The sequence below is a fragment of the Streptosporangium sp. 'caverna' genome, from assembly GCF_003203775.1.
Taxonomy (GTDB): domain Bacteria; phylum Actinomycetota; class Actinomycetes; order Streptosporangiales; family Streptosporangiaceae; genus Streptosporangium; species Streptosporangium subroseum.
Genome location: NZ_CP029711.1, coordinates 8,834,092 through 8,854,793 on the forward strand (window position 1 = coordinate 8,834,092; position 20,702 = coordinate 8,854,793).

Genomic DNA, 20,702 nt, shown 5'->3' on the forward strand with positions numbered 1-20,702 from the left:
GGTTGGATCTTGTTTAGCCGGTGGAGCACGAAACAGGCGAATCATCGAAACCCGCCCACGTACGAATTGGACTTTCGGTGGTGTCGATGTTCCACGGCTCTCCGTATCGTCACGTCTGTGGAACGACCGACGACTGAGGCGAGACTGTGACCACGGAGAGAAACCGGAGCGCTGGAGAGTGGTGGTCTCCCGGGCCGGCGCCCTTCCTGATCACGGCGGCCACGACGGCGGCCGGTCTGAGCGTCATCAGCCTATGGTGGGCCCTGCCGACCGCGGTCGCCGCGTTTCTGGCGGGGCTACGACCTGGACGGGCCCGGTCGGTGACGCTCGTGCTGGTCGCGGTGCTCGCGATCGCCGTGGTGGCGGTCTCCGTGGTCCCCTCCTGGATCGAGCTGGGGAGCCGGTTCGTGGCGGTGGTGGTGGGAGCCGCCATGCTGCCCTGGTTCGCGGGCCGCTTCTGGCTCCAGTATCGGGAACTCGTTCGGGCCGGCTGGGAGCGGGCCTCGCAGCTGGAACGTGAGCAGCGACTCGTCGCCGAGCAGGCCCGGTTGCGCGAACGGGCCCGTATAGCCCAGGACATGCACGACGTCCTCGGCCACGACCTAAGCCTGATCGCCCTGTCGGCCGGCGCCCTGAAGCTCGCGCCCGATCTGCCGGACGCACACCGGGCGGCCGCCCAGGACATGAGGGCGAGGGCGGCGGCCGCGGTGGAGCGCCTCGGTGAGGTGATCGGCGTCCTGCGTGAGGAGGCGGATGGAGCGCCGACGCAGCCGGCCGGCGAAGGCATCGCGGACCTGGTCGGCAGGACATCCGCGGCCGGGCTCGCGGTCACGTTGCGCGTCGAAGGCCAGGCGGACGATCTGCCGCCGATGGTCGAACGGGCCGCACATCGTGTCGTGCAGGAGTCACTGACCAACGTCACCAGACACGCGCCCGGTGCGGCAGCGGTCGTCCGGGTTCGGCACACCGCCACGGAGACGGAGGTCCTGGTGGAGAACGGCCCCGCGCCGGACACCGCCGACCCCGCACCCCGGGGCGGGGGGCGCGGCCTCATCGGCCTGGACGAACGTGTCCGGCGGGCCGGGGGCTCCCTGACGTATCGTCCCTCAGGCGGCGGTTTCACCGTCCTTGCCCGGCTCCCGCACACTCCCTCGGCGCAACCGTCACACCCCTCTGATCCCGCGCCGCCCGGTGACGCCGTGCCGCGAGAGCATCGGCGCGCACGCCGCCGGCTCGGCCGTACCCTGGTCACCGCGCTTATGCTGCCCCTGGTGACGGGCGCGCTGCTCGGCGGTGTTCTGAGAGGGTCGGAGATATTGACGGTGCGGCAGTCGGTACTGGTTCCGGCCGACTACGCCCGCATCCAGATCGGACAAGATCATTCCAAGGTGGAGCAGTATCTACCGGACCGGCAGACGACCCATCGGCCGGGAGCCGCCGAACCAAAAGAGCAGGGCATGACGTGCGAGTACTACGCGATAACGGCCGATCCTTTCGACGACCGGTCTGGAGATGCCTACCGCCTGTGCTTCCAGACGGGCAAGTTGGTGTCCGCGGACTCACTCGCGGGGTGAGTGTCCGATGATCCGCGTACTGATCGTCGACGACGAGCCGATGATCCGCGCGGGCGTGCGGGCCGTCCTGTCCACTGACCCGGACATCACCGTCGTCGCCGAGGCCGCCGACGGCCACGAGGCGGTGGAGCTGGTCCAGCGCCACCGCCCCCAGGTGGCCGTGCTCGACATCCGTATGCCTGGAGTCAACGGCATCGAAGCCACGGCGGAGATCCGCAGGACGGTTCCGGCCACCGGTGTTGTCATCCTGACGACGTTCGGCGAGGACGACTACATCCTTCAGGCGCTCAGCGGCGGAGCCTCGGGGTTCCTGATCAAGTCTGGCGAGCCCGAGGAGCTGATCGTCGGGGTCCGCGCGGTGGCCGACGGAGCGGCTTATCTGTCACCGAAGGTCGCGGCCCGCGTGGTCGCCCATCTCGCGGCCGGCAGCGTGGGGGCCCTGGCCGGTCGCCGCAGCGCCGCCCGCAGGGGGGTCGACGCGCTCACCACCCGGGAACGCGAAGTGCTGGCCTTCCTCGGCGGTGGGCTGTCCAACGGACAGATCGCCCGCCGGCTGCACGTGGTGGAGGGGACGGTCAAAGCCCATGTCAGCTCGATCCTGGCCCGCCTGGGGGTCGACAACCGGGCGGCGGCGGCCGTGGTGGCCCACGAGGCCGGAATCGTTCCCACGCGGGCGTCCGAGCAGCGGTGACACCAGCCGCGCGGCCGGCGGCGTGAGCGTGAGCAGTGCCGCCACCGCCACGGTGCCACCGAGGGTCACGCCGGCGAGCACGTCGTGCGGGTAGTGGGCTCCCACCATTACTCGCAGCAGCCCCGCCGCCCCGGCCAGCGGCAGAGTCACCGCGGCGAGGCGAGGACGCAGCACGGCCAGCCCTATCGCGAGTCCGGCGGCCAGGGTGGCGTGGTTACTCGGGAACGACCAGTCCCCCACCGCGGGACACTCCGCGATCGCCGTCCCGGCCCCCCGCAGCGCACGACAGGGCCGCTCCTCATCCACCACCAGCTTCAACGCCTCACTGATCGCGTAGGCGGCGACGGTACCGATGCCGATCGTGACGGTTCCGGCGACACCGTGAGCGTCTCTGCGCCGAACGGTGGCCAACCACACCAGGACGAGCAGCAGCCCGAGGATCACCAGGGTGCCCTCCGTAGCCACCTCCAGAGCTGTGCCCACCCATGACGGCGCGTCCGCCACCGCCTCGGTGACCGATCGGTACGCGAATGCCGAAGCCCCGTTCACGACCTTCACCGGACCGGCCTCGCCCAGCCCACCCGGGGAGAGCCACGAGACGGCTCCCGCCCCCGCGCCCAGCAACGCGATCGAGCCCAGCAGCCGGCGGCCGAAATTATGCCAAGGGTCAGTTTCCATAGCCTCTGACCGTAGGAACGACCACAGCCGGACACCCGAGCCGAACGGCAAGGCCGAACCTAGACGAACGTCAGGGTTGACACCCAGCGCTCACCACGTCCAGAGCTGCCGCCCCTCCCCGGCCGGCCTGTGCGCGGATGGTCGCCGAACCACTCGTGCCCGGATCGGGCTCAACTGGCTGGGTGCAGATCGTCGAGTGGTACGACGAGCTCTCGCGCCTGACCGACAGCCCGGTCGTCCGGCTCAACGCCCGCCGGTGTCGCTGACGGGTCCGGAGGTCCTACGTCATTCGACGAGATATTCGGCGGCGGCGTCGAGGAGCCAGGTGGCGAGGTAGCCGGCGAAGGACGAGCGGACGAGCACCGTGAACTCGTCGCCTTCGTGGGCGACGAGCAGGACCTGGGCCCGGGCCAGCATGGTCTGGGCGCACCGGCCGGGACCGAACGACCGGGGGTGCAGGTCGAGGGCGCAGCCGTGGGACAGCAGGTCGCGCCCCCGAGGCCCGGACATGAGCAGCGCCGTCCGCTGCGCGGAGACGTCGGTGACCCCGACGTGCTCCGTACCGGCCGCGAACCGCAGCCGGGCCTCCAGCTCGTCCGCGGTGCCGACCTCGTCCGCCTCACCGACGACCAGCCACTCGTCGGGGCCGAGCCAGAGCACGTCGGCGTCCGCGCTCGCGTACGTGCCGGGCTCGGTGGGGAGCGGCACGCCGAGGGCGAGACCGATCTCGGCGGCGGCGCGGCCCTCGGGGTTCACCCGCAGGTTGACCTGCGTGAGGAACGGCATCTCCGCTATGCACAGGTCCCTGCCCGACACCGGCTCGAGGTGGGCCAGCGGGCTCTGTCGCACGGCAATCGGCTCAGCCATCGCGACGCGCTCCTTCGGGGTCGTAGAGAACATGGTGGGTGACGGTGACGGGGATCATCTCGGCTCCGACGGGTACGTGGAGCCGCTCGCCGAGCCGCTCACGTCCGCCGCTGACGAGGGCGAGGGCGAAGGTCCGGCCGAGCGCCGCGCTGCGGTAGCTGGAGGTGACGTGGCCGAGCATCGGCACCGGCGGCTCGGGCAGTACGGAAGCGGCCACCAGGTGGGCCCCTTCGGGCAGCAGCCGGTCCGGGTCGGCCGGCAGCAGACCGACGAGGTGCTTGCGATCGGGCCTGACGTTGTCGGCGCGGGCGTAGGACCGCTTGCCGAGGAAGTCGGCCTTCTTCTTGGACACCACCCAGTCCATGCCCAGGTCGGAGGGGGTGACCGTGCCGTCGGTGTCCTGGCCGACGATGGGGTAGCCCTTCTCGGCCCGCAGCACGTGCATGGTCTCGGTTCCGTACGGCGTGACCACGCCGGTCGCCTGGACGGCCTCCCACAGTGCGAGCCCGTCCCAGGCGCTGACGTTGATCTCGTAGGCCAGCTCTCCGGAGAAGCTGATCCGGCACACCCGCGCCTCGATGCCCGCCACCCGGGTGTCGCGCCACGTCATGAACGGGAAGCTCTCGTTGCCCGTGGCCAGTCCGGGGGCGAGCCCGGCCAGCACCTCCCGGGAGCCCGGTCCCGCGAGTGCCACCGTCGCCCACTGCTCGGTGACCGAGGTGCAGTAGACCCTCAGGGACGGCCACTCCGTCTGCAGCCACTCCTCCATCCAGTCCAGGACGGCGGCGGCGTTGCCCGTGGTCGTGGTCAGCAGGAACCGGTCCGCCGCCAGGCGGATCACCGTCCCGTCGTCGAAGACCATCCCGTCGGGCCGGCACATCACGCCGTAGCGGATCGCGCCCACCTTCAGCGTGCTCATCATGTTGGTGTAGAGCCGGTCCAGCAGCTCGGCGGCGTCCGGTCCCTGAACGTCGATCTTGCCCAGCGTGGAGGCGTCCATCGCCCCGACGCCCTCGCGTACGGCCGCGCATTCCCGCAGGACCGCGGCCTCCATGTCCTCGCCCGGCCGGGGGTAGTACCAGGGACGCTTCCACTGCCCGACGTTCTCGAACGGCGCGCCCTGCGCCACGTGCCACTCGTGCAGCGAGGTGACCCTGACGGGGTCGTGCAGCACTCCCCTGTCACGCCCGGCGAGGGTGGCGAAGGAGACCGGCACGTACGGCGCCCGGAAGGTGGTCGTACCGAGTTCCGCGAGATCCACCCCAAGGGCGTGGGCGACGATCCCGCTGGTCAGCACCCCCGAGGTCTTGCCCTGGTCGTGGGCGGTCCCGGCGGTGGTGTAGCGCTTGACGTGCTCGACGGAGCGCAGCCCGGCACCGGTCGCGCGCATGACGTCGGCGACGGTGACGTCCCGTTGCAGGTCGACGAAGTGGCTCCGGTAGTCGGCGGCGGGCACGAGCCACACGTGCTCCTCCGGGAGCACCGGGACGTCCTCGGCATCGGCGACCGGCCCGGGGTGGGCAGTGTGAGGGGCCTGCCCGGGGTCTGCGGCACCGGAAACCGGTCCGGGCCGGGTGGTGCGAGAGCCCGGGTCGGACCGGGTGGATCGGGGAACCGTTCTGGGCCGGGTGGCGTGGAATCCGGCCGACTCCACCGCCCTGTCTCCGGCTGCGGCACCGTCCGCGAGGCAGGCGTCCAGGGTGAACACCCCTCGCGCGGATCCCGCCACCTCCACCGCCTGGCGAACGGTTCCGGGAACGAACGTGCCGAGTTCCTCGTCGTACCGGAGCCGGCCTCCCGCCTGGCTGAACAGATGGGCCACGGGGTTCCAGCCGCCCGAGACGAGCAGGAGATCCGCCTCGATCTCGCGCTCCGAACCCTCACGGCCGGAGGCCCCATCGCCCCCGAGGACCTTCCCCTTTCCGGAGATCCCCCCGTTCGCGGAGACCCTCCCGCTCCCGGAGATCTCACGGCCCTCGGAGATCTTCCCGTCCTCGGCGACCTCACGGCTGCGGGAAACGGTCACCGAGGTGACGGAGTCCTTCCCGCCCACCCCGGTGACAACGTGCCCGGCGAGCACCTCGGAACCGTCCCATCCCTGCCCGCCGCCCGGCCGTACGTCGACGACGGCGGCGATCTCGACACCGGCGTCCGCCAGGTCGCGGGCCGCGTCATAGGCGCTGTCGTTGGTCGTGAACACCACCGCGCGGCGGCCGGGCAGGACTCCGTACCTGTTCACGTAGGCGCGGGCGGCCCCGGCGAGCATGACGCCCGGCCGGTCGTTGTCGGCGAAGGCGATCGACCGCTCGTGCGCGCCGGTCGCCAGCACGACGCGGCGGGCTCGGATGCGCCAGACGCGCTCGCGGGAGGAGGCCTGCTCCCCGCGGCGCTCCACCGCGACCAGGTAGTTGTCGTCGTAGTAGCCGAACACGCTGGTGCGTCCGAGCACCCGCACCTCGGGGCGGCTCTCCAGCTCGGCCAGTGCCGCGGCGGCCCAGTCGGCTCCCGGGACGCCGTCGATGGTCTCGGTGGTGTCCAGGAGGCTGCCGCCGGCCGTCGGCCGGTCGTCGGCGAGGATCACCCGGGCGCCCGAGTCCGCGGCGGACAGCGCCGCGCAGAGTCCGGCCGGTCCCGCCCCGACCACCAGGATGTCGCAGTGGGCGTGAACGGCGTCGTAGCGCGCCGGGTCGGGCTCGTCACTCAGCCTCCCCTTTCCCGGCAGGCCCCTGGCCACCAGTCCGTCGTACAGCTCGACGGTGGTGGCCTGCAGCATCGGCTCGGGAAAGGGGTGTTCGATCTGGACGACCGCGCTGGGCTCCTCGGTCCACGCGGCGAAGACGCCCCGGGGACGGCCCAGCCCGACGCTCGTCGCCACCGTGCGCACGCCGTTGGCGAGCAGGGCGGCGGCGAGCGTGTCACCGCGGTATCCCTCGAGGTCCCGGCCGTCGAACTGGAACCGCAGCACCTCGCCCCGGCGGGTGTCCCTGCGGAACGGCTGGGAGGTCATGCGTTCACCGGTCCTGTCTCGCCCACGCGGTAGACGGCGTGGATCTCGTTGGTGGCCGTGTCCCTGACCACGTTGAACCAGCGGCGGCAACCGGCGGAGTGGCTCCACCGTTCGGCGAACGGCCCCTTGGGGTTGTCACGGAAGAACAGGTAGCGGGCCCACTCGGTGTCGGAGAGCGCGGCGGGGTTGTCGGGGTAGACGACGTGCGCCTGCCCGCCGTAGTGGAACTCGGCCTCGTCGCGAGGCCCGCACCACGGGCAGGGAATCAACAGCATCTGGCGGGCTCTCCTTCGAAGGAGTCGTTCGGTGGGTCGGTTGGCTGTGCTCGGCGCATGGTCAGTGGGCTACGGCGGCGGCGCCGTGCTCGTCCACGAGTGCGCCCGTGGTGAACCGTTCGAGGGAGAAGGCGGCGTTGAGCGGATGCGGCTCCCCGTGGGCGATCGTGTGCGCGTAGCACCACCCGACCCCCGGCGTGGCCTTGAAACCGCCGGTGCCCCAGCCGCAGTTGACGTACAGGTCGTCCACGGGGGTGAGCCCGACGACCGGCGAGGCGTCGGGGCTGACGTCCACCACCCCGCCCCAGGTTCGCAGCACGTGCGCCCGCGCGAAGATGGGGAACAGCTCCAGCGCCGCCGCCATCTGCTGCTCGATGATGTGGAACGCGCCGCGCTGCCGGTAGGAGTTGTAGGCGTCGATGCCCGCCCCCATGACCAGTTCGCCCTTGTGCGCCTGGCTGACGTAGACGTGCACGGCGTTGGACATGACCACCGTCGGGTGCACGGGCTCCAGCAGCTCCGACACCAGTGCCTGCAGGGGATGGCTCTGCACCGGAAGCTCCACCCCCGCCATCCGGCCCACGACCGAGGAGTGGCCGGCCGCGCACAGGGCGACCTTGCCCGCCGCGATGCGGCCTCTGGTGGTCTGTACGGCCCGCACCCGCCCGTCGACGACGTCGATCCCGGTCACCTCGCAGTGCTCGATCAGGTCGACGCCCATCGCCGCGGCGGCGCGGGCGAACCCCCAGGCGACGTAGTCGTGCTTGGCGATCCCGGCGCGCGGCTGGTAGGTGGCGCCCAGCACCGGATAGCGCACGTCGGGCGAGACGTTGACGATCGGGCAGACCTCCTTGACCTCCTCGGGGCCGAGCCACTCGGCGTCGACGCCGTTGAGCCGGTTGGCGTTGACGCGGCGCACGCTCTCCCGGACGTCCTGCATGCTGTGCGCGAGGTTGAGCACGCCGCGCTGGCTGAACAGGATCGGGTAGCCGAGGTCCTCCTCGAGTCCCTCCCACAGCTTGAGCGAGTGCTCGTAGATGCCCGCGCTCTCGTCCCAGAGGTAGTTGGACCGGATGATGGTGGTGTTGCGGGCCATGTTGCCGCCCGCCAGCCAGCCCTTCTCCAGCACGGCGATGTTGGTGATCCCGTGGTTCTTGGCCAGGTAGTAGGCGGTGGCCAGGCCGTGGCCGCCTCCGCCGACGATCACCACGTCGTAGGAGCGTTTCGGCTCGGGACTGCTCCACAGCCAGTCGGGGTGCTCGGGCAGCTCGTCGGTGCTCATCGTCATCCTTCCGCGGTCTCGGCAACGTCGGTGGGCGAGATCGCGTGTGTCGCGGCGGACATCGCGCTGCCGGGAGTCCGTACGGTCATGAGTCTTCTCCGTCGCCGTGCCCTAGCCACGCAGGCGCTCCATCGCCGGGTCGTAGAGCGGTTCCTCGGCGACGACGGCGGCGAGGCGCCGGTCGAAGTAGCCGATGTGGAGCGTCCGTCCGGGGACGGACAGCTCGGCGGGCAGCCAGGCGTAGGCGATGCCCCTGCCGATCGTGTAGCCGTAGGCGGCACTGGTGACGTATCCGACGCAGTCCTCGCCGTCGTACACCGGCTCCTTGCCCATGACGACGGCGGCGGGGCCGTCGACCGTCAGGCAGGTCAGACGGCGGCGCGGTGCGGTGCCGCGCTCCTGTAAGGCCGCGCGGCCGATGAAGTCGCCCTTGTCGGCCTTCCGTACGGCGAAGCCGAGCCCCGCCTCGTAGGGGTCGTGCTCGTAGGTCATGTCGGTGCCGAAGGAGCGGTAGCCCTTCTCCAGCCGCAGGCTGTTGAAGGCGCCGCGACCGCCCGCGATGATCCCGTGGCGCTGCCCCTGCTCCCAGAGGGTGTCCCACAGTTTCGCGCCCATGTCGGCGGTCGTGTAGAGCTCCCAGCCGAGCTCCCCGATGTAGGACAGCCGCAGCGCGGTGACGGGCACCGTACCCACGTGGGCCCGCTTGCCGCGGAAGTAGCGGAAGCCGCCGGCGGCGAAGTCCGGACCGGCCAGCGGCGCGACGAGGTCGCGGGCGCGGGGGCCCCAGACCCCGATGCAGCAGGTGCCCGCCGTGATGTCGCGGATCACGACCGATCCGTCGGCCGGGAGGTGGCGGTGGAACCAGTCGAGGTCGAGGTTGCCGTTGGCGCCGACCTGGAACAGGTCGCGGCCGAGCCGGGCGACGGTGATGTCGCTGCGGATGCCGCCGTCGTGGTCGAGCAGCAGGCAGTAGGTGACCGAGCCGACGGACTTGTCGACGTCGCCCGTCGAGAGCCGCTGCAGGAAGGCCACGGCCCCGCGGCCGCCGACCTCGATCCGCTTCAGCGCCGTCATGTCGTACAGCGCGACCGACTCCCGCGACGCCTGCGCCTCGGCGGCGACGATCGGCGACCAGTGACGGGCCGCCCAGTCGCCGGGCTCGGGAACGTCCCGGCCCTCCAGCAAGGAGGCGTTGGCGCCGTACCACTGCGGGCGCTCCCAGCCGCCGGCCTCCAGGAAGTACGCGTCGAGCTCGCGCTGGCGCGAGTAAAAGGGACTCGTGCGCAGCGGGCGCAGGTTCTCCGGCGGCTGCAGCGGGTGAATGATGTCGTAGACCTCGACGAAGTTCTGGCAGTCGCGGGTCAGGACGTACTCCGGGGAGAGCTGGTGGGGCTCGAAGCGGTTGACGTCGCACTCGTGCAGGTCGAACGACGAGCAGCGGCCGTCCGCCAGCCATTCGGCCATGGCGCGGCCCACCCCCGCCGAGTGCGTCACCCACACGGCCTCGGCGACCCAGAAGCCCTTGACCTCGGGCGACTCGCCGAGCAGCGGCATGTTGTCGGTGGTGAAGGAGAACAGGCCGTTGATGCCCTCTTCGAGCTTCGCCTCCTGCGCGGCGGGCAGCAGCGCCCTGGTCTCGGTCCACGCCGGCGCGAAGTCGTCCTCGGTGAACGACATCACCGACGGCATCACCTCCGCCGCGTCGACCGAGAGGATCTCCTCCGGCCTCACCGGCATCGGGCGGTGGCCGTAGTAGCCGATGCCCAGCCGGTCGAACCGCTCCCGGTAGTACAGGTCGGCGTCCTGGTGGCGCAGGATGGGCCGGAGCGCCTCCTCGGTCTGCCCGCTCAGCGCGGGGACCGGACCGGTCCAGGCGAGCTGGTGCGCCAGGGGGGTCAGCGGGAGGGACATGCCCACCATGCCCGCGACCTTCGGGCCCCAGATGCCCGCGCAGCACACCACGATGTCCGCCGGGATCTCTCCCCGGTCGGTGACGACGGCGGCGACCCGGTCGTCCTCGACGCGGATGTCCAGCACCTCGTGCCGCTCCAGCAGGCGCGTGCCCCGCTCCTGGGCGCGCCGGAGCTGGACCTCGACGGCGCGCACGGCTCTGGCCAGGCCGTCGGTGGGAACGTGCAGCCCGCCCAGGACCCGCTCGGGGTCGAGCAGGGAGTGCCGCTCCAGGCATTGCTCGGGGGTGAGCAGGTGCGCCTCGACGCCCCAGGCGGTGGCCCAGCCGTGACGGCGGCGCAGCTCGACGAGCCTTTCGGGGGTGGTGGCCACCTCCAGGCCGCCCACCTGGAGGAAGCAGTCGAGTGCCATGAGCTTCTCGACGGTGTAGCGGGCCATCTCCGTCATCGTCTTGGAGGGGTTCGTCTGGAACACCAGCCCGGGGGCGTGGGACGACGACCCGCCCGTGGACGGCACAGCGCCCTGGTCGACGACGGTGATGTCGTCCCAGCCCTTCGCCGAGAGCTCGTCCGCCAGGGCTGCCCCGACGACTCCGGCTCCGATGATGACGACGCGCTGGCCTGTCATACACACCTCCGTCGTTGCGCAGTCCGAAACAAAGTGCGCTTATCGCAACAGACTGTCTTCCCCCGGGTGGCGCTGTCAAGAATGAACCGGGGCAGATCAGCCGGTCGTACGGAACGATCTCCCACCCCGGGAAGGATCACCGGGCGCGCGCGACCCGCCGTCCGCACCGATGCCTCGGGAACCGTGTGGAACGCGCCGGAAACGAGCATCGGGCACGGCACGGACAGGACGTCCGTGCCGTGCCCGATACGAGGACTCGCCAACCTGCGCGAGCGAGCGCCGACCACGGGAAGTGCCCGCCTACACGAACGACCACCGGTCCGCACGAGAAGACGCCCCTCCCGGGAGTGCCGGCTGCGCACCGACTCCGGCCCACGCGGACGACCGACGTCCGACACGGGAGACACCGCCCCTTCGGGAAGTGCCGGCTCACGAGGGAGAGCGCCGACTCAAAGTCTCAGGCCGGTGGTGCTCAGGACGCGGGGAGCCAGGCCTTCACCTTGTCCGGGTTGTCGTTGACCCACTTCTCCGACGCTTCCTCGGCCGTCATCTTGTCCTCGGCGATGTACTTCGCCACCAGGTTCTGGTCGTCGTTGGTCCACGAGAAGTTCTTGATCAGGTCGTACGCCGGGCTGCCCGAGTCCGCGAACTTCTTGCTCACGATCTTGTCGAGGTCGGTGAGCGGGTAGTCGCAGGCCACCTTCTCCGCGTCGGCGTCACACCCCTCGGTGTACTCGGGAAGGTTGACCTTGACCAGCTTCACCTCGGACAGGAACCACTGCGGCTCGTAGAAGTAGCCGAGCATCGCGGTCTTCTGCTTCTCGGCCTGCCTGAACCCGGTGATGAGCGCCGCCTCGCTGCCCGCGAAGACGACCTTGTAGTTCAGATCCAGGTTCTTCACCAGGGCCACGTCGTTGGTGACGAACGACGGGTCGCCGTCGAGAAGCTGTCCCTTGCCCCCCGACTCCGAGGTCTTGAACAGGTCGGCGTACTTGTTGAGGTTCTTGTAGTCGGTGATGTCGGGATACTTCTCGGCCATCCACGGCGGCACGTACCAGCCGATGGCGCCCTTGTTCCCCGTCGAGCCGGCGCTGACGGCGACCTTCTGGTCCTCGATGTACTTCTTCTTCAGGTCGGCGTGCGACCAGTTCTCCACGATCGCGTCCACCTGCCCCGTGGCGAACCCCTGCCAGGCCACCTCCTCCTTGAGGTCCTTCTTGGTGACCGTGCAGCCGAGCTTCTTCTCGGCCACATAGGCGATCACCCCGGCGGTGGCCTCGTAGCCGACCCACGGGTTGATGGCGAGGTTCACCGCGCCGCACGCCTTCTTCCCCGCGTCGCCGGTCTGCTGCGCCGCGGACGGGCTCTCGCCCACCTTCGCCCCGCCGCAGGCGGAGACGAGGAGGCCGGTGGCGACCATGAGCGCTATCGCCCTCGGCGGCCCGGTTCTTATGACTGTCACTCAGATCCTCCTGTTGTCCAGGGCCGCCTTCGGCGGCTTGTCATGGGCCGCCTTCGGCGGTCGTCGCCCGTCGCCGGTCACGGTGAGGGGCCCTTGTCCTCTTGTTCAGCGCGTGTGGTGCGACGCGGTGTCCGCCCGTCTCGCCGCGGTCCTGGTGATCCGTTCGAGCATGATGCCGAGCACGACGATCGCCACCCCGGCCGCGAGACCCTTGCCGCGCAACTGCAGCTGGGAGAAGCCGGCCACGACGTCGTAGCCGAGCGCCCCGGCCCCCACCAGGCCGCCCACGACGACCATGGCGAGCACGTAGATGAGCCCCTGGCTCGTGGCGAGGGTCACCGCGCTGCGCGCCATCGGCAGCTGCACCTTCGAGATCACCTGCCAGGTGCTCGACCCGGCGGCCGTCGCGGCCTCCACCGTACTGGCGGAGACGCCCCGGATACCGTCCGCCGTGAGCTTGATCGCCACCGGCGCGGCATAAACGACCGCCGCGATGATGGCGGTGAACCTGGTCGCGCCGAACAGGCCCAGGATCGGCACCAGATACACGAACGGCGGCATGGTCTGCCCGGCGTCCAGCACCGGCCGCAGCACCTGGTCGACGCGGCCGCTCCGCCCCATCCAGACGCCGAAGGCCACCCCCAGGATCATCACCAGTACGGTGGCCACGAGCGTCGAGGCCAGCGTCACCATGGTGTCCTGCCACAGGCCGAGCCCGACGAGAAGGCCGAGCGACACCGCGCACATGATCACCACCCGGATGTTCGACAGGATCGCGGCGAACGCGATCACGACGATGCCGATGAGCCACCACGGCGAGCCCGTCAGCAGGGCCTCGAACGGGTTCAGCAGGCTGTAGGTGATGAGGTTTTTGAAGGCGCTGGTGTAGACGAACAGGTTGTCCTGCGCCCACTGGCTCGCCGCGTCGGCGCCGCGGCGCACGTACGGGCCCACGTTCGCGTCACCGGCGAACTCCGCCGCCCACACGTAGATGTGGGACAGGTAGACCGCCGCGGCGGTGACCACGAGGACGGCGGCGACCTCGATGCGGCGGCGGACCGGCTTCTGCGCGCGGCCGGCCCGGTGCGCGGTCTCGACGCGCCGGCCGGCCGCCGAGGTCATCCGGTCGAGCACGATCGCCATGACGACGATCGCCAGGCCCGCGTTGAAGGCGGTGCCGACGTCCAGCGTCTCCAGGGCCTTGAGCACGCTCTTGCCCAGCCCCGGGGCGTCGATGAGGGCGGCGATGGTGACCATGCACAGCGCGGCCATGATGGTCTGGTTGATGCCGACGACGATGGTCCGCTTGGCCAGCGGGAGCTGCACCTTCCTGAGCGACTGCCACGGGGTCGAGCCCAGTGACGTGCTGGCCTCCAGGGTCTCGGGCCGCACCTCCCGTATCCCGTGGGCGGTGATCCGGATCGCGGGCGGGACCGCGTAGATGATCGTCGCCACGGTGGCGCTCGCCGGCCCGATGAGGAAGAACAGGGTGAGCGGGGCGAGGTAGACGAACGTCGGCATCGTCTGCATGAAGTCGAGCACCGGGGTGACCAGCCGGTTGAACCGGTCGTTCACCCCCGCCCAGATCCCGAGCGGGATGCCGATCAGCAGCGAGAGCGCGACGGCGGCCAGGACCAGGGCGAGGGTGTCCATGCTCTCCTCCCACAGGCCGAGCAGGCCGAAGGAGACGAAGCCCGCCAGGGTCAGCAGGGCGATCTTGCGGTTGCCGTACAGCCACGCGACGGCCGTGGCGATGGCGACCACGCCCAGCCAGCCGATGACCGGAAGCGGCCTGCCGAAGGAGGGCTGGCTGATCAGCCCCTGGACGAACGTGATGGACTCGTCGAGGAACAGGCGGATGTAGTTGATGAAGTACAGGAACAGCGGGTTGTCGTTCCTGCTGTTGTCGATGGCCTCGCTGCCCTCGTTGAGCCGCGCGTGCAGCGGCGTCAGCTCGGCGCCGCCGAGCTGGAGGGTGTCCTGGCCCCGGACGAACAGCCAGACCAGCACCCACGCCACGATGACGGCGGCGAGCAGGTAGCGACGGGGCCAGAGCGGCCTGCGCAGACCACCGGACAGGGTGGACAGCGCGGCCATCATTTCCCCTCCTCCGGTTCCCCCGGAGACTCGGCGATCACCGCGAGGATCTCCTCGCTGGTGACGACGCCCAGAAGCTCGCCGTCGGCGATGATCTTGACCGGGCGCGTCGCGCGCAGGACCGTGTGCACGGCGTCGCGGACGACGACGTCGGGTCCGAGTTCGGGTCCGTCCAGCGGCTCGTCGGGAAGGGGCGGGCGCATGATCCATCGAGTCGTGAGCACGTGCGAGCGGGGCACGTCGCGGACGAACTCGCGCACGTAGTCGTCGACGGGCGCCCCGACGACCTCGTCGGGCGCGCCCACCTGGACGAGCTCGCCGTCGCGCATGATGAGAATGCGGTCACCGAGCTTGAGGGCCTCGCTCAGGTCGTGCGTGATGAAGACCATCGTCTTGCCGACCTCGCGGTGCAGGCGGATGACCTCGTTCTGCATGTCCCGCCGGATCAGCGGGTCGAGCGCCGAGAACGGCTCGTCGAAGAAGAGGACCTCGGGATCCACCGCGAGGGCCCTGGCCAGTCCGACGCGCTGCTGCATGCCGCCGGAGAGCTGGTCGGGGTAGGAGTCCTCGTAACCGGAGAGCCCGACGAGGTCGATCACCTCCCGTGCCCGCTTGTACCGGGCCTCCTTCTTCGCCCCGCCGATCTCGAGCCCGTAGGAGACGTTGTCCAGAACCCGCCGGTGCGGCAGCAGCCCGAAGTGCTGGAAGACCATGGCGAACCGGCGGCGGCGCAGCTCGCGCAGGTGCTTGTCGCTCGCCTTGCGGATGTCCTCCCCGTCGAGCAGCACCTCGCCCGCCGTCGGCTCGATCAGCCGCGTCAGGCAGCGCACGAGCGTGGACTTGCCCGATCCGGACAGGCCCATGACGACGAAGACCTCCTGGGGGCGCACGGTGAAGGAGACGTCGCGGATCGCGGCGACGCACCCGGTCCTCTCCTTCAGCTCGGCCCGCGAAAGCTCCTCCAGCGGGCTTCCCACGACCTTGTCGGAACGCGGGCCGAAGACCTTCCACAGACCGCGCACGTCGAGGACGGCCCGATCCTCGGCCTGCGCGTCAACGCTCGGCTGTACCTGTTTGGTCGGTGACGTCATGGTCATGACCACCTCATGGTCGTCTGGGATGGGGGTCCGTTCGTGGAGATCCGTCTACGGAAGCCGTCCTGTGGGGGTGACTTTCTCCTCAGCCGCGGAACCACCGCTGCGGCTGAGGACGGACGTTCTGCCACACGTGCTTGATCTCGCGGTATTCGCCCAGGCCGGTCGGCCCCAGCTCACGACCGACGCCTGACTGCTTGAACCCGCCCCACTCCGCCTGCGGGACGTAGGGGTGGTAGTCGTTGATCCAGACCGTACCGTGCCGGAGTCGCTTGGCCACCCGCTGCGCCTTGCCCGCGTCCTGCGTCCACACCGCTCCGGCCAGGCCGTAGTCGGTGTCGTTGCCGAGGCGGACCGCCTCGTCCTCGCCGATGAAACGCTCGACGGTGAGGACGGGACCGAAGGACTCCTCGCGGACCACCCGCATGTCCCGGCGGCACTCGTCCAGCACGGTCGGCGGGTAGAAGTTGCCCTTGCCGGGGAGCCGCTGCCCGCCGCAGCGCAGCACCGCCCCCTCGGCGACTCCGGCCGCGACGTAGTCCTCCACCTTGGCCAGATGAGCGGCCGAGATGAGCGGACCGGTCTCCGCCTCCAGGTCGAACGGCCCGCCGAGCCTGATGCGTCCGGCCCGGCGCACCACCTCGTCGACGAAGGCGTCGTGCAGGGAGTCCTCCACCAGCAGGCGGGCGCCGGCGGAGCAGACCTGGCCGGAGTGGAGGAAGACCGCGGTCAGCGCGAAGTCGACGGCGGTCTCGAAGTCGGCGTCGGCGAAGACGATGTTGGGGTTCTTGCCGCCGAGCTCCAGCGCGACCTTCTTCACGGTCTTCGCCGCCGACGCCATGATGAGCCGGCCCGTCGCCAGGCCGCCGGTGAACGACACCATGTCCACGTCGGGGTGCTCGGCCAGCGGCGCACCGACCTCGGCGCCCGCGCCCAGTACGAGGTTGGCGACGCCCGGGGGCAGGCCGGCCTCCTCCAGCAGGCGCATGAGCATGATCGCGGTGGACGGCGTGAACTCGCTGGGCTTGAGGACGAAGGTGTTTCCGGCGACCAGCGCGGGAGCGATCTTCCAGGAGGTCTGCAGCAGCGGGTAGTTCCACGGCGTGATGAGACCGCACACGCCGACCGGCTCGTAGACGATCCGGCTGATGGCGTCGTCCCGGCCCGTGTCGACCACGCGGCCGGCCTCGGTCCCGGCGATGCCGCCGAAGTAGCGCAGGGACGCCACCACGTCGTCGACGTCGTACTCGCTCTCGACGAGCCGCTTTCCGGTGTCGAGCGACTCGGCCCGGGCGAAGTCCTTCTTGTCGCGCTCAAGCAGGTCCGCCACTCGCAGGAGCAGGGCCCCGCGCTCGCGCTCCGGGGTCGTCGGCCAGGGGCCCTCGTCGAACGCCCTGCGCGCCTCGGAGATCGCGATCTCGGTGTCGGCCCCGGTGGCCTCCGCCACCGTGGCCACCAAGCCGCCGTCGGCGGGGGAACGGATCTCCCTGCGTCCGCCCGCGACAGGATCCCTCCAGCTGCCACCCAGATAGAGATCTGTCACGAACGAGCCGTCCTTCCGAGTTACCGCATGATCCGTTGCGTATCACGCACTGGAATGCTTAACGAGGAACAGAATCGACCCTTTATGTTCATGCAGTCAAGGGTCTGCCGTTTTCATTACCAGGCCAGCCGAGTCGTGAGGAAATTTGCTCCGCCGCCGCCATCACCTGCCCGGCCACCTCGGGAAGTCGTTCGGCGGGAAGCCGGAAGGTCGGACCCGACACGCTCATCGAGGCGACGACCACACCCTCGACGTTGAAGACGGGCGCCGCCACCGCGGTGAGGCCGATCTCCAGCTCGTCGACGGCGGTCGCGTATCCACGCGCCCTGACCCCGTCGAGCTCCTCCCCCAGCCGCCGGACGTCGGTGACGGTCCGCTCCGTGAACGACCGCAACGGCCCGGTGGCCAGCTCCTTCAGACGCCCGGCGGGGGCGTGGGCCAGCAGCACCTTGCCGTTGGAGGTGGCGTGCAGCGCCACGCGCCGGCCCGCCCAGTTGTAGGCCTGCAGGGCCGAGGGGCCCGCCATCTGATCGACGTACAGGGCCTCGTCGCGGTCGAGGATGGCGACGTTGACGGTCTCGCCGACCGCCGCCGCAAGCCTCTCCCCGATGGCACGGCTCTCCTGGACCACGTCAAGCCTGGCGGTCGTGGCGCCCGCGAGCCGGAGAACCCCCACGCCCAGCCGGTACTTCCCCCGGTCGGCGGTCTGCTCGACCAGATCGTGCATCTCCAACGTCATGACCAGCCGGAACGCCGTGGACCGGTGAACTCCCAGCTCCGCGGCGAGCTCGCTGACCCCCAGGTCTCCGTGCCGGGCGAGCAACGCGAGAACGGACAGCGCCCGGTCGACGGACTGCACCGCGGCGCCGTCCTTTTCCAACTCGTTGCTCATGGCACAACTTTAAGCGGGTTACGCACCGTCCCTTGCCCGCTACCACGCCGAACGGTCACCGGCTCGGGCTCTTGCGGTGCCGGTAGAAGTCGACGTGCTCGGCCGCGAGCGGGGTGTTGCCCAGGATCAGGTCGGCGGACTTCTCCGCCACCATCATGACCGGCGCATAGATGTTGCCGTTGGTCACGTACGGCATGACCGAGGCGTCCACGACGCGGATCCCTTCGAGGCCGCGGATCCTCATGGACAGCGGATCGACGACGGACATGTCGTCGACACCCATCCTGGCCGTGCACGAGGGATGCAGCGCGGTCTCGCCGTCCTTGGCGACCCAGTCCAGGATCTCCTCGTCCGTCCGGACCTCCGGCCCCGGCGACAGTTCCCCCTCGTTGAACTCGTCCATGGCCTTCTGGGTCAGGATGTCGCGAGCGACCCGGATGGCCTCCACCCACTCCCTGCGGTCCTGCGCGGTGGACAGGTAGTTGAATCGCAGCGCCGGGTGGACGCGGGGATCCGTACTCTTGATCTTCACCGAGCCGCGCGCGTCGGAGTACATCGGCCCGATGTGCACCTGGTAGCCGTGGCCGCCCGCGGGCGCGGAGCCGTCGTAGCGCACGGCGATGGGCAGGAAGTGGAACATCAGGTTCGGGTAGTCGACGTCGTCGTTGCTCCGGGCGAAGCCGCCGGCCTCGAAGTGGTTGGTCGCGCCGGGCCCGGAGCGCGCGAACAGCCACTGCGCGCCGATCCACGGCCGGTTGCGCCACTTCATCGCGGGCTGCATCGACACCGGCTGCTTGCAGCCGTACTGGATGTAGACCTCGAGATGGTCCTGCAGGTTCTCCCCGACTCCCGGCAGGTCGTGCACGACGTCGACGCCGAGGGCGCCCAGCTCCGCGGCGTTGCCCACCCCGGAGAGCTGGAGCAGCTGCGGCGAGTTGATCGAGCCGCCGCAGAGGATGACCTCGCCCGCGCGGACCGTCTGGCCGTTGTACTCCACGCCGACGGCGCGCTCTCCCTCGAAGAGGATTTTTGTGACGAACGCCCGCGTCTTGATATCGAGGTTGGGACGCTTCTTCACGGGGTGCAGATAGGCCCGGGCGGCGGACAGCCGGCGTCCCCGTCGAATGTTGCGGTCGAAACGGGCGAAACCCTCCTGGCGATATCCGTTGACGTCATCGGTCAGCGGATATCCGGCCTGCTGCACCGCCTCGAAGAAGGCCGCGAACAGCGGATTGCGCACGGGCCCGCGTTCGAGCGCGAGAGGTCCGTCGTGCCCCCGCATGAGGTCGTCCGGATCCGCGGCGAGGCAGTTCTCCATCCGCTTGAAGTACGGCAGGCAGTGGGCGAAGTCCCAGGTCTCCATGCCGGGGTCGGAGCCCCAGCGCTCGTAGTCCATGGGGTTGCCCCGCTGGAAGATCATCCCGTTGATGCTGCTGGAACCGCCCAGCACCTTTCCCCGGGCGTGGTAGATCCGGCGGCCGTTCATGTACGGCTCGGGCTCGGATTCGTACTTCCAGTCGTAGAAGCGGCTGCCGATGGGGAAGGGCAGCGCGGCCGGCATGTGAATGAAGACGTCCCACGGATAATCCGGGCGACCGGCCTCCAGCACCAGCACTCGGTTGGAGGGATCGGCGGACAGCCGGTTCGCGAGGGCGCTTCCAGCAGATCCGCCCCCAACGATGACGAAGTCGTACATGTATGCCTCGTCTCGCTCAAGCAAGATTAATGCCGCTAATCGTAGCGAATGGCGCAATGTGTTGTGCTATTCGCAACCAAGATTGTTGTCCTGCAATGGACGCATGTTCCTCACAGCGCTTACAGTCCCGCTATGGGCAACGATTTCACCGGTGGTCGCACCGACAGCAGCGGGGGGGTCCAGTCCGTCGACCGGGCCATCAGCATTCTGGAAATCCTTTCCCAGCGCCGTGAGGCGGGAGTGAGCGAGATCGCCCTGGAGATCGCGGTCCACAAGTCGACCGCCTTCCGGCTGCTCGGGGCGCTGGAGTCCCGGGGGCTGGTCGAGCAGGCCGAGGACCGCGGGAAATACCGGCTCAGCTTCGGGATCGTCCGTCTCGCGGGCGGCGTGGCCGCCCGGATGGACCTCACCCAGCAGGGCCGTCCCGTCTGCCGTCGCCTCGCCGAGGAGATCGGCGAGACGGTGAACCTCGCCGTCCTGCGATCCCACTACGCGGTGAACCTCGACCAGGTGCGCGGACCTGCGGCGGTCACCACGCAGAACTGGGTCGGACAGCTCACCCCCCTGCACGCCACGTCGAGCGGGAAGATCCTGCTGGCCCATCTCGACGACCGGTACCGCGTGCAACTGCTCGACGCGGCGGGCTTCGAGAAGTACACCCCGAACACGATCACCTCGCTCCCCGTCCTGGAGAAGCAGCTCGACGAGGCTCGCGGCAAGGGCTACGCGGTCACCGTCGAGGAGTTCGAGATCGGGCTGAACGCCGTCGCGGCGCCCATCCGCTCCTACGAGGGCGAGGTCGTCGCCGCGGTCAGCGCCTCGGGTCCCGCCTACCGCTTCAGCGAGGAGCGGATACACGAGTTCGCCCCGGCCCTGATCGCGGGGGCCGAGGACATCAGCCACCGCCTGGGCTACGTCGGCTGAGCCGATCACGACGCCCTCGACCGGCGAGGTCGTCCTCGGTGACGTCCCCGCGCCTTCTTCCGGTCGCGGGGGCATCGGCCTC

The 20,702-nt window shown here is 70.0% G+C and carries 14 protein-coding genes and 1 pseudogene; 3 read left to right on the top strand and 12 right to left on the bottom strand.

Going from position 1 to position 20,702, the window contains the following annotated elements:
* The first annotated feature begins 146 nt into the window (after positions 1 to 146).
* A complete protein-coding gene (locus DKM19_RS37935; protein ID WP_110702585.1) occupies positions 147 to 1,574 on the top strand; it encodes a sensor histidine kinase in 1,428 nt (475 codons plus the stop codon).
* 7 nt (positions 1,575 to 1,581) lie between these two features.
* Positions 1,582 to 2,265 (top strand): response regulator transcription factor, encoded by a 684-nt coding sequence (locus DKM19_RS37940; RefSeq protein ID WP_110702586.1) that lies wholly within the window; start codon positions 1,582 to 1,584, stop codon positions 2,263 to 2,265.
* Between the two features lie 42 nt (positions 2,266 to 2,307).
* On the opposite strand, the pseudogene DKM19_RS53135 reads toward DKM19_RS37940, so the two are convergent.
* From DKM19_RS53135 to betA, 12 genes and pseudogenes are all read right to left on the bottom strand, one after another.
* A pseudogene (locus DKM19_RS53135) lies at positions 2,308 to 2,943 on the bottom strand (phosphatase PAP2 family protein); the annotation flags it as partial.
* A 285-nt stretch (positions 2,944 to 3,228) separates the two neighbouring features.
* Positions 3,229 to 3,810 carry a sarcosine oxidase subunit gamma gene (locus DKM19_RS37950; protein WP_110702587.1) on the bottom strand — a complete coding sequence of 194 codons (582 nt, stop codon included), beginning with the start codon at positions 3,808 to 3,810 and terminating at the stop codon, positions 3,229 to 3,231.
* On the bottom strand, positions 3,803 to 6,817 hold the full coding sequence (locus DKM19_RS37955) for a 2Fe-2S iron-sulfur cluster-binding protein (RefSeq protein WP_110702588.1): 3,015 nt from the start codon (positions 6,815 to 6,817) through the stop codon (positions 3,803 to 3,805). Before DKM19_RS37955 ends, DKM19_RS37950 begins: the two co-directional genes overlap by 8 nt.
* The gene (locus DKM19_RS37960; protein ID WP_110702589.1) at positions 6,814 to 7,092 is read right to left on the bottom strand and encodes a sarcosine oxidase subunit delta; all 279 of its coding nucleotides are present in this window, start codon (positions 7,090 to 7,092) and stop codon (positions 6,814 to 6,816) included. The genes DKM19_RS37955 and DKM19_RS37960 overlap by 4 nt, the downstream gene beginning before the upstream one ends.
* 61 nt (positions 7,093 to 7,153) lie before the next feature.
* Positions 7,154 to 8,374, bottom strand: coding sequence for a sarcosine oxidase subunit beta family protein (locus DKM19_RS37965; RefSeq protein ID WP_239513807.1), 1,221 nt, complete (start codon positions 8,372 to 8,374; stop codon positions 7,154 to 7,156).
* Between the two features lie 111 nt (positions 8,375 to 8,485).
* Entirely contained in the window at positions 8,486 to 10,912 is a 2,427-nt protein-coding gene (locus DKM19_RS37970; RefSeq protein WP_110702590.1) for an FAD-dependent oxidoreductase, read from the bottom strand.
* Between the two features lie 472 nt (positions 10,913 to 11,384).
* Positions 11,385 to 12,374, bottom strand: a complete 990-nt coding sequence (locus tag DKM19_RS37975; protein WP_239513808.1) for an ABC transporter substrate-binding protein — start codon at positions 12,372 to 12,374, stop codon at positions 11,385 to 11,387.
* Between the two features lie 105 nt (positions 12,375 to 12,479).
* Complete coding sequence (locus DKM19_RS37980) at positions 12,480 to 14,474, bottom strand: proline/glycine betaine ABC transporter permease (protein WP_110702592.1); 1,995 nt, start codon at positions 14,472 to 14,474, stop codon at positions 12,480 to 12,482.
* The gene (locus DKM19_RS37985) at positions 14,471 to 15,562 is read right to left on the bottom strand and encodes a glycine betaine/L-proline ABC transporter ATP-binding protein (RefSeq protein ID WP_110706282.1); all 1,092 of its coding nucleotides are present in this window, start codon (positions 15,560 to 15,562) and stop codon (positions 14,471 to 14,473) included. The genes DKM19_RS37980 and DKM19_RS37985 overlap by 4 nt, the downstream gene beginning before the upstream one ends.
* Positions 15,563 to 15,650: 88 nt before the next feature.
* Positions 15,651 to 17,108: an aldehyde dehydrogenase family protein gene (locus DKM19_RS37990; RefSeq protein ID WP_110702593.1), complete on the bottom strand. Its 1,458-nt coding sequence runs from the start codon at positions 17,106 to 17,108 to the stop codon at positions 15,651 to 15,653.
* An 88-nt stretch (positions 17,109 to 17,196) separates the two neighbouring features.
* Positions 17,197 to 18,000 carry an IclR family transcriptional regulator gene (locus tag DKM19_RS37995; protein ID WP_110702594.1) on the bottom strand — a complete coding sequence of 268 codons (804 nt, stop codon included), beginning with the start codon at positions 17,998 to 18,000 and terminating at the stop codon, positions 17,197 to 17,199.
* A 55-nt stretch (positions 18,001 to 18,055) separates the two neighbouring features.
* Positions 18,056 to 19,696 carry a choline dehydrogenase gene (betA, locus tag DKM19_RS38000; protein WP_110702595.1) on the bottom strand — a complete coding sequence of 547 codons (1,641 nt, stop codon included), beginning with the start codon at positions 19,694 to 19,696 and terminating at the stop codon, positions 18,056 to 18,058.
* Between the two features lie 132 nt (positions 19,697 to 19,828).
* Between betA and DKM19_RS38005 the strand changes: the two genes are divergently transcribed.
* Positions 19,829 to 20,620 carry an IclR family transcriptional regulator gene (locus DKM19_RS38005; RefSeq protein ID WP_110702596.1) on the top strand — a complete coding sequence of 264 codons (792 nt, stop codon included), beginning with the start codon at positions 19,829 to 19,831 and terminating at the stop codon, positions 20,618 to 20,620.
* The last annotated feature ends 82 nt before the right edge of the window (positions 20,621 to 20,702 follow it).

Excerpts from the sequence above, each read along its gene's own strand:
- betA (WP_110702595.1), bottom strand. The coding sequence starts at position 19,696 with ATGTACGACTTCGTCATCGTTGGGGGCGGATCTGCTGGAAGCGCCCTC.
- DKM19_RS37995 (WP_110702594.1), bottom strand. The coding sequence starts at position 18,000 with ATGAGCAACGAGTTGGAAAAGGACGGCGCCGCGGTGCAGTCCGTCGAC.
- DKM19_RS37970 (WP_110702590.1), bottom strand. The coding sequence starts at position 10,912 with ATGACAGGCCAGCGCGTCGTCATCATCGGAGCCGGAGTCGTCGGGGCA.
- DKM19_RS37960 (WP_110702589.1), bottom strand. The coding sequence starts at position 7,092 with ATGCTGTTGATTCCCTGCCCGTGGTGCGGGCCTCGCGACGAGGCCGAG.
- DKM19_RS37950 (WP_110702587.1), bottom strand. The coding sequence starts at position 3,810 with ATGGCTGAGCCGATTGCCGTGCGACAGAGCCCGCTGGCCCACCTCGAG.
- DKM19_RS37980 (WP_110702592.1), bottom strand. The coding sequence starts at position 14,474 with ATGATGGCCGCGCTGTCCACCCTGTCCGGTGGTCTGCGCAGGCCGCTC.
- DKM19_RS37940 (WP_110702586.1), top strand. The coding sequence starts at position 1,582 with ATGATCCGCGTACTGATCGTCGACGACGAGCCGATGATCCGCGCGGGC.
- DKM19_RS37965 (WP_239513807.1), bottom strand. The coding sequence starts at position 8,374 with ATGAGCACCGACGAGCTGCCCGAGCACCCCGACTGGCTGTGGAGCAGT.
- DKM19_RS37985 (WP_110706282.1), bottom strand. The coding sequence starts at position 15,562 with ATGACGTCACCGACCAAACAGGTACAGCCGAGCGTTGACGCGCAGGCC.
- DKM19_RS38005 (WP_110702596.1), top strand. The coding sequence starts at position 19,829 with ATGGGCAACGATTTCACCGGTGGTCGCACCGACAGCAGCGGGGGGGTC.
- DKM19_RS37955 (WP_110702588.1), bottom strand. The coding sequence starts at position 6,817 with ATGACCTCCCAGCCGTTCCGCAGGGACACCCGCCGGGGCGAGGTGCTG.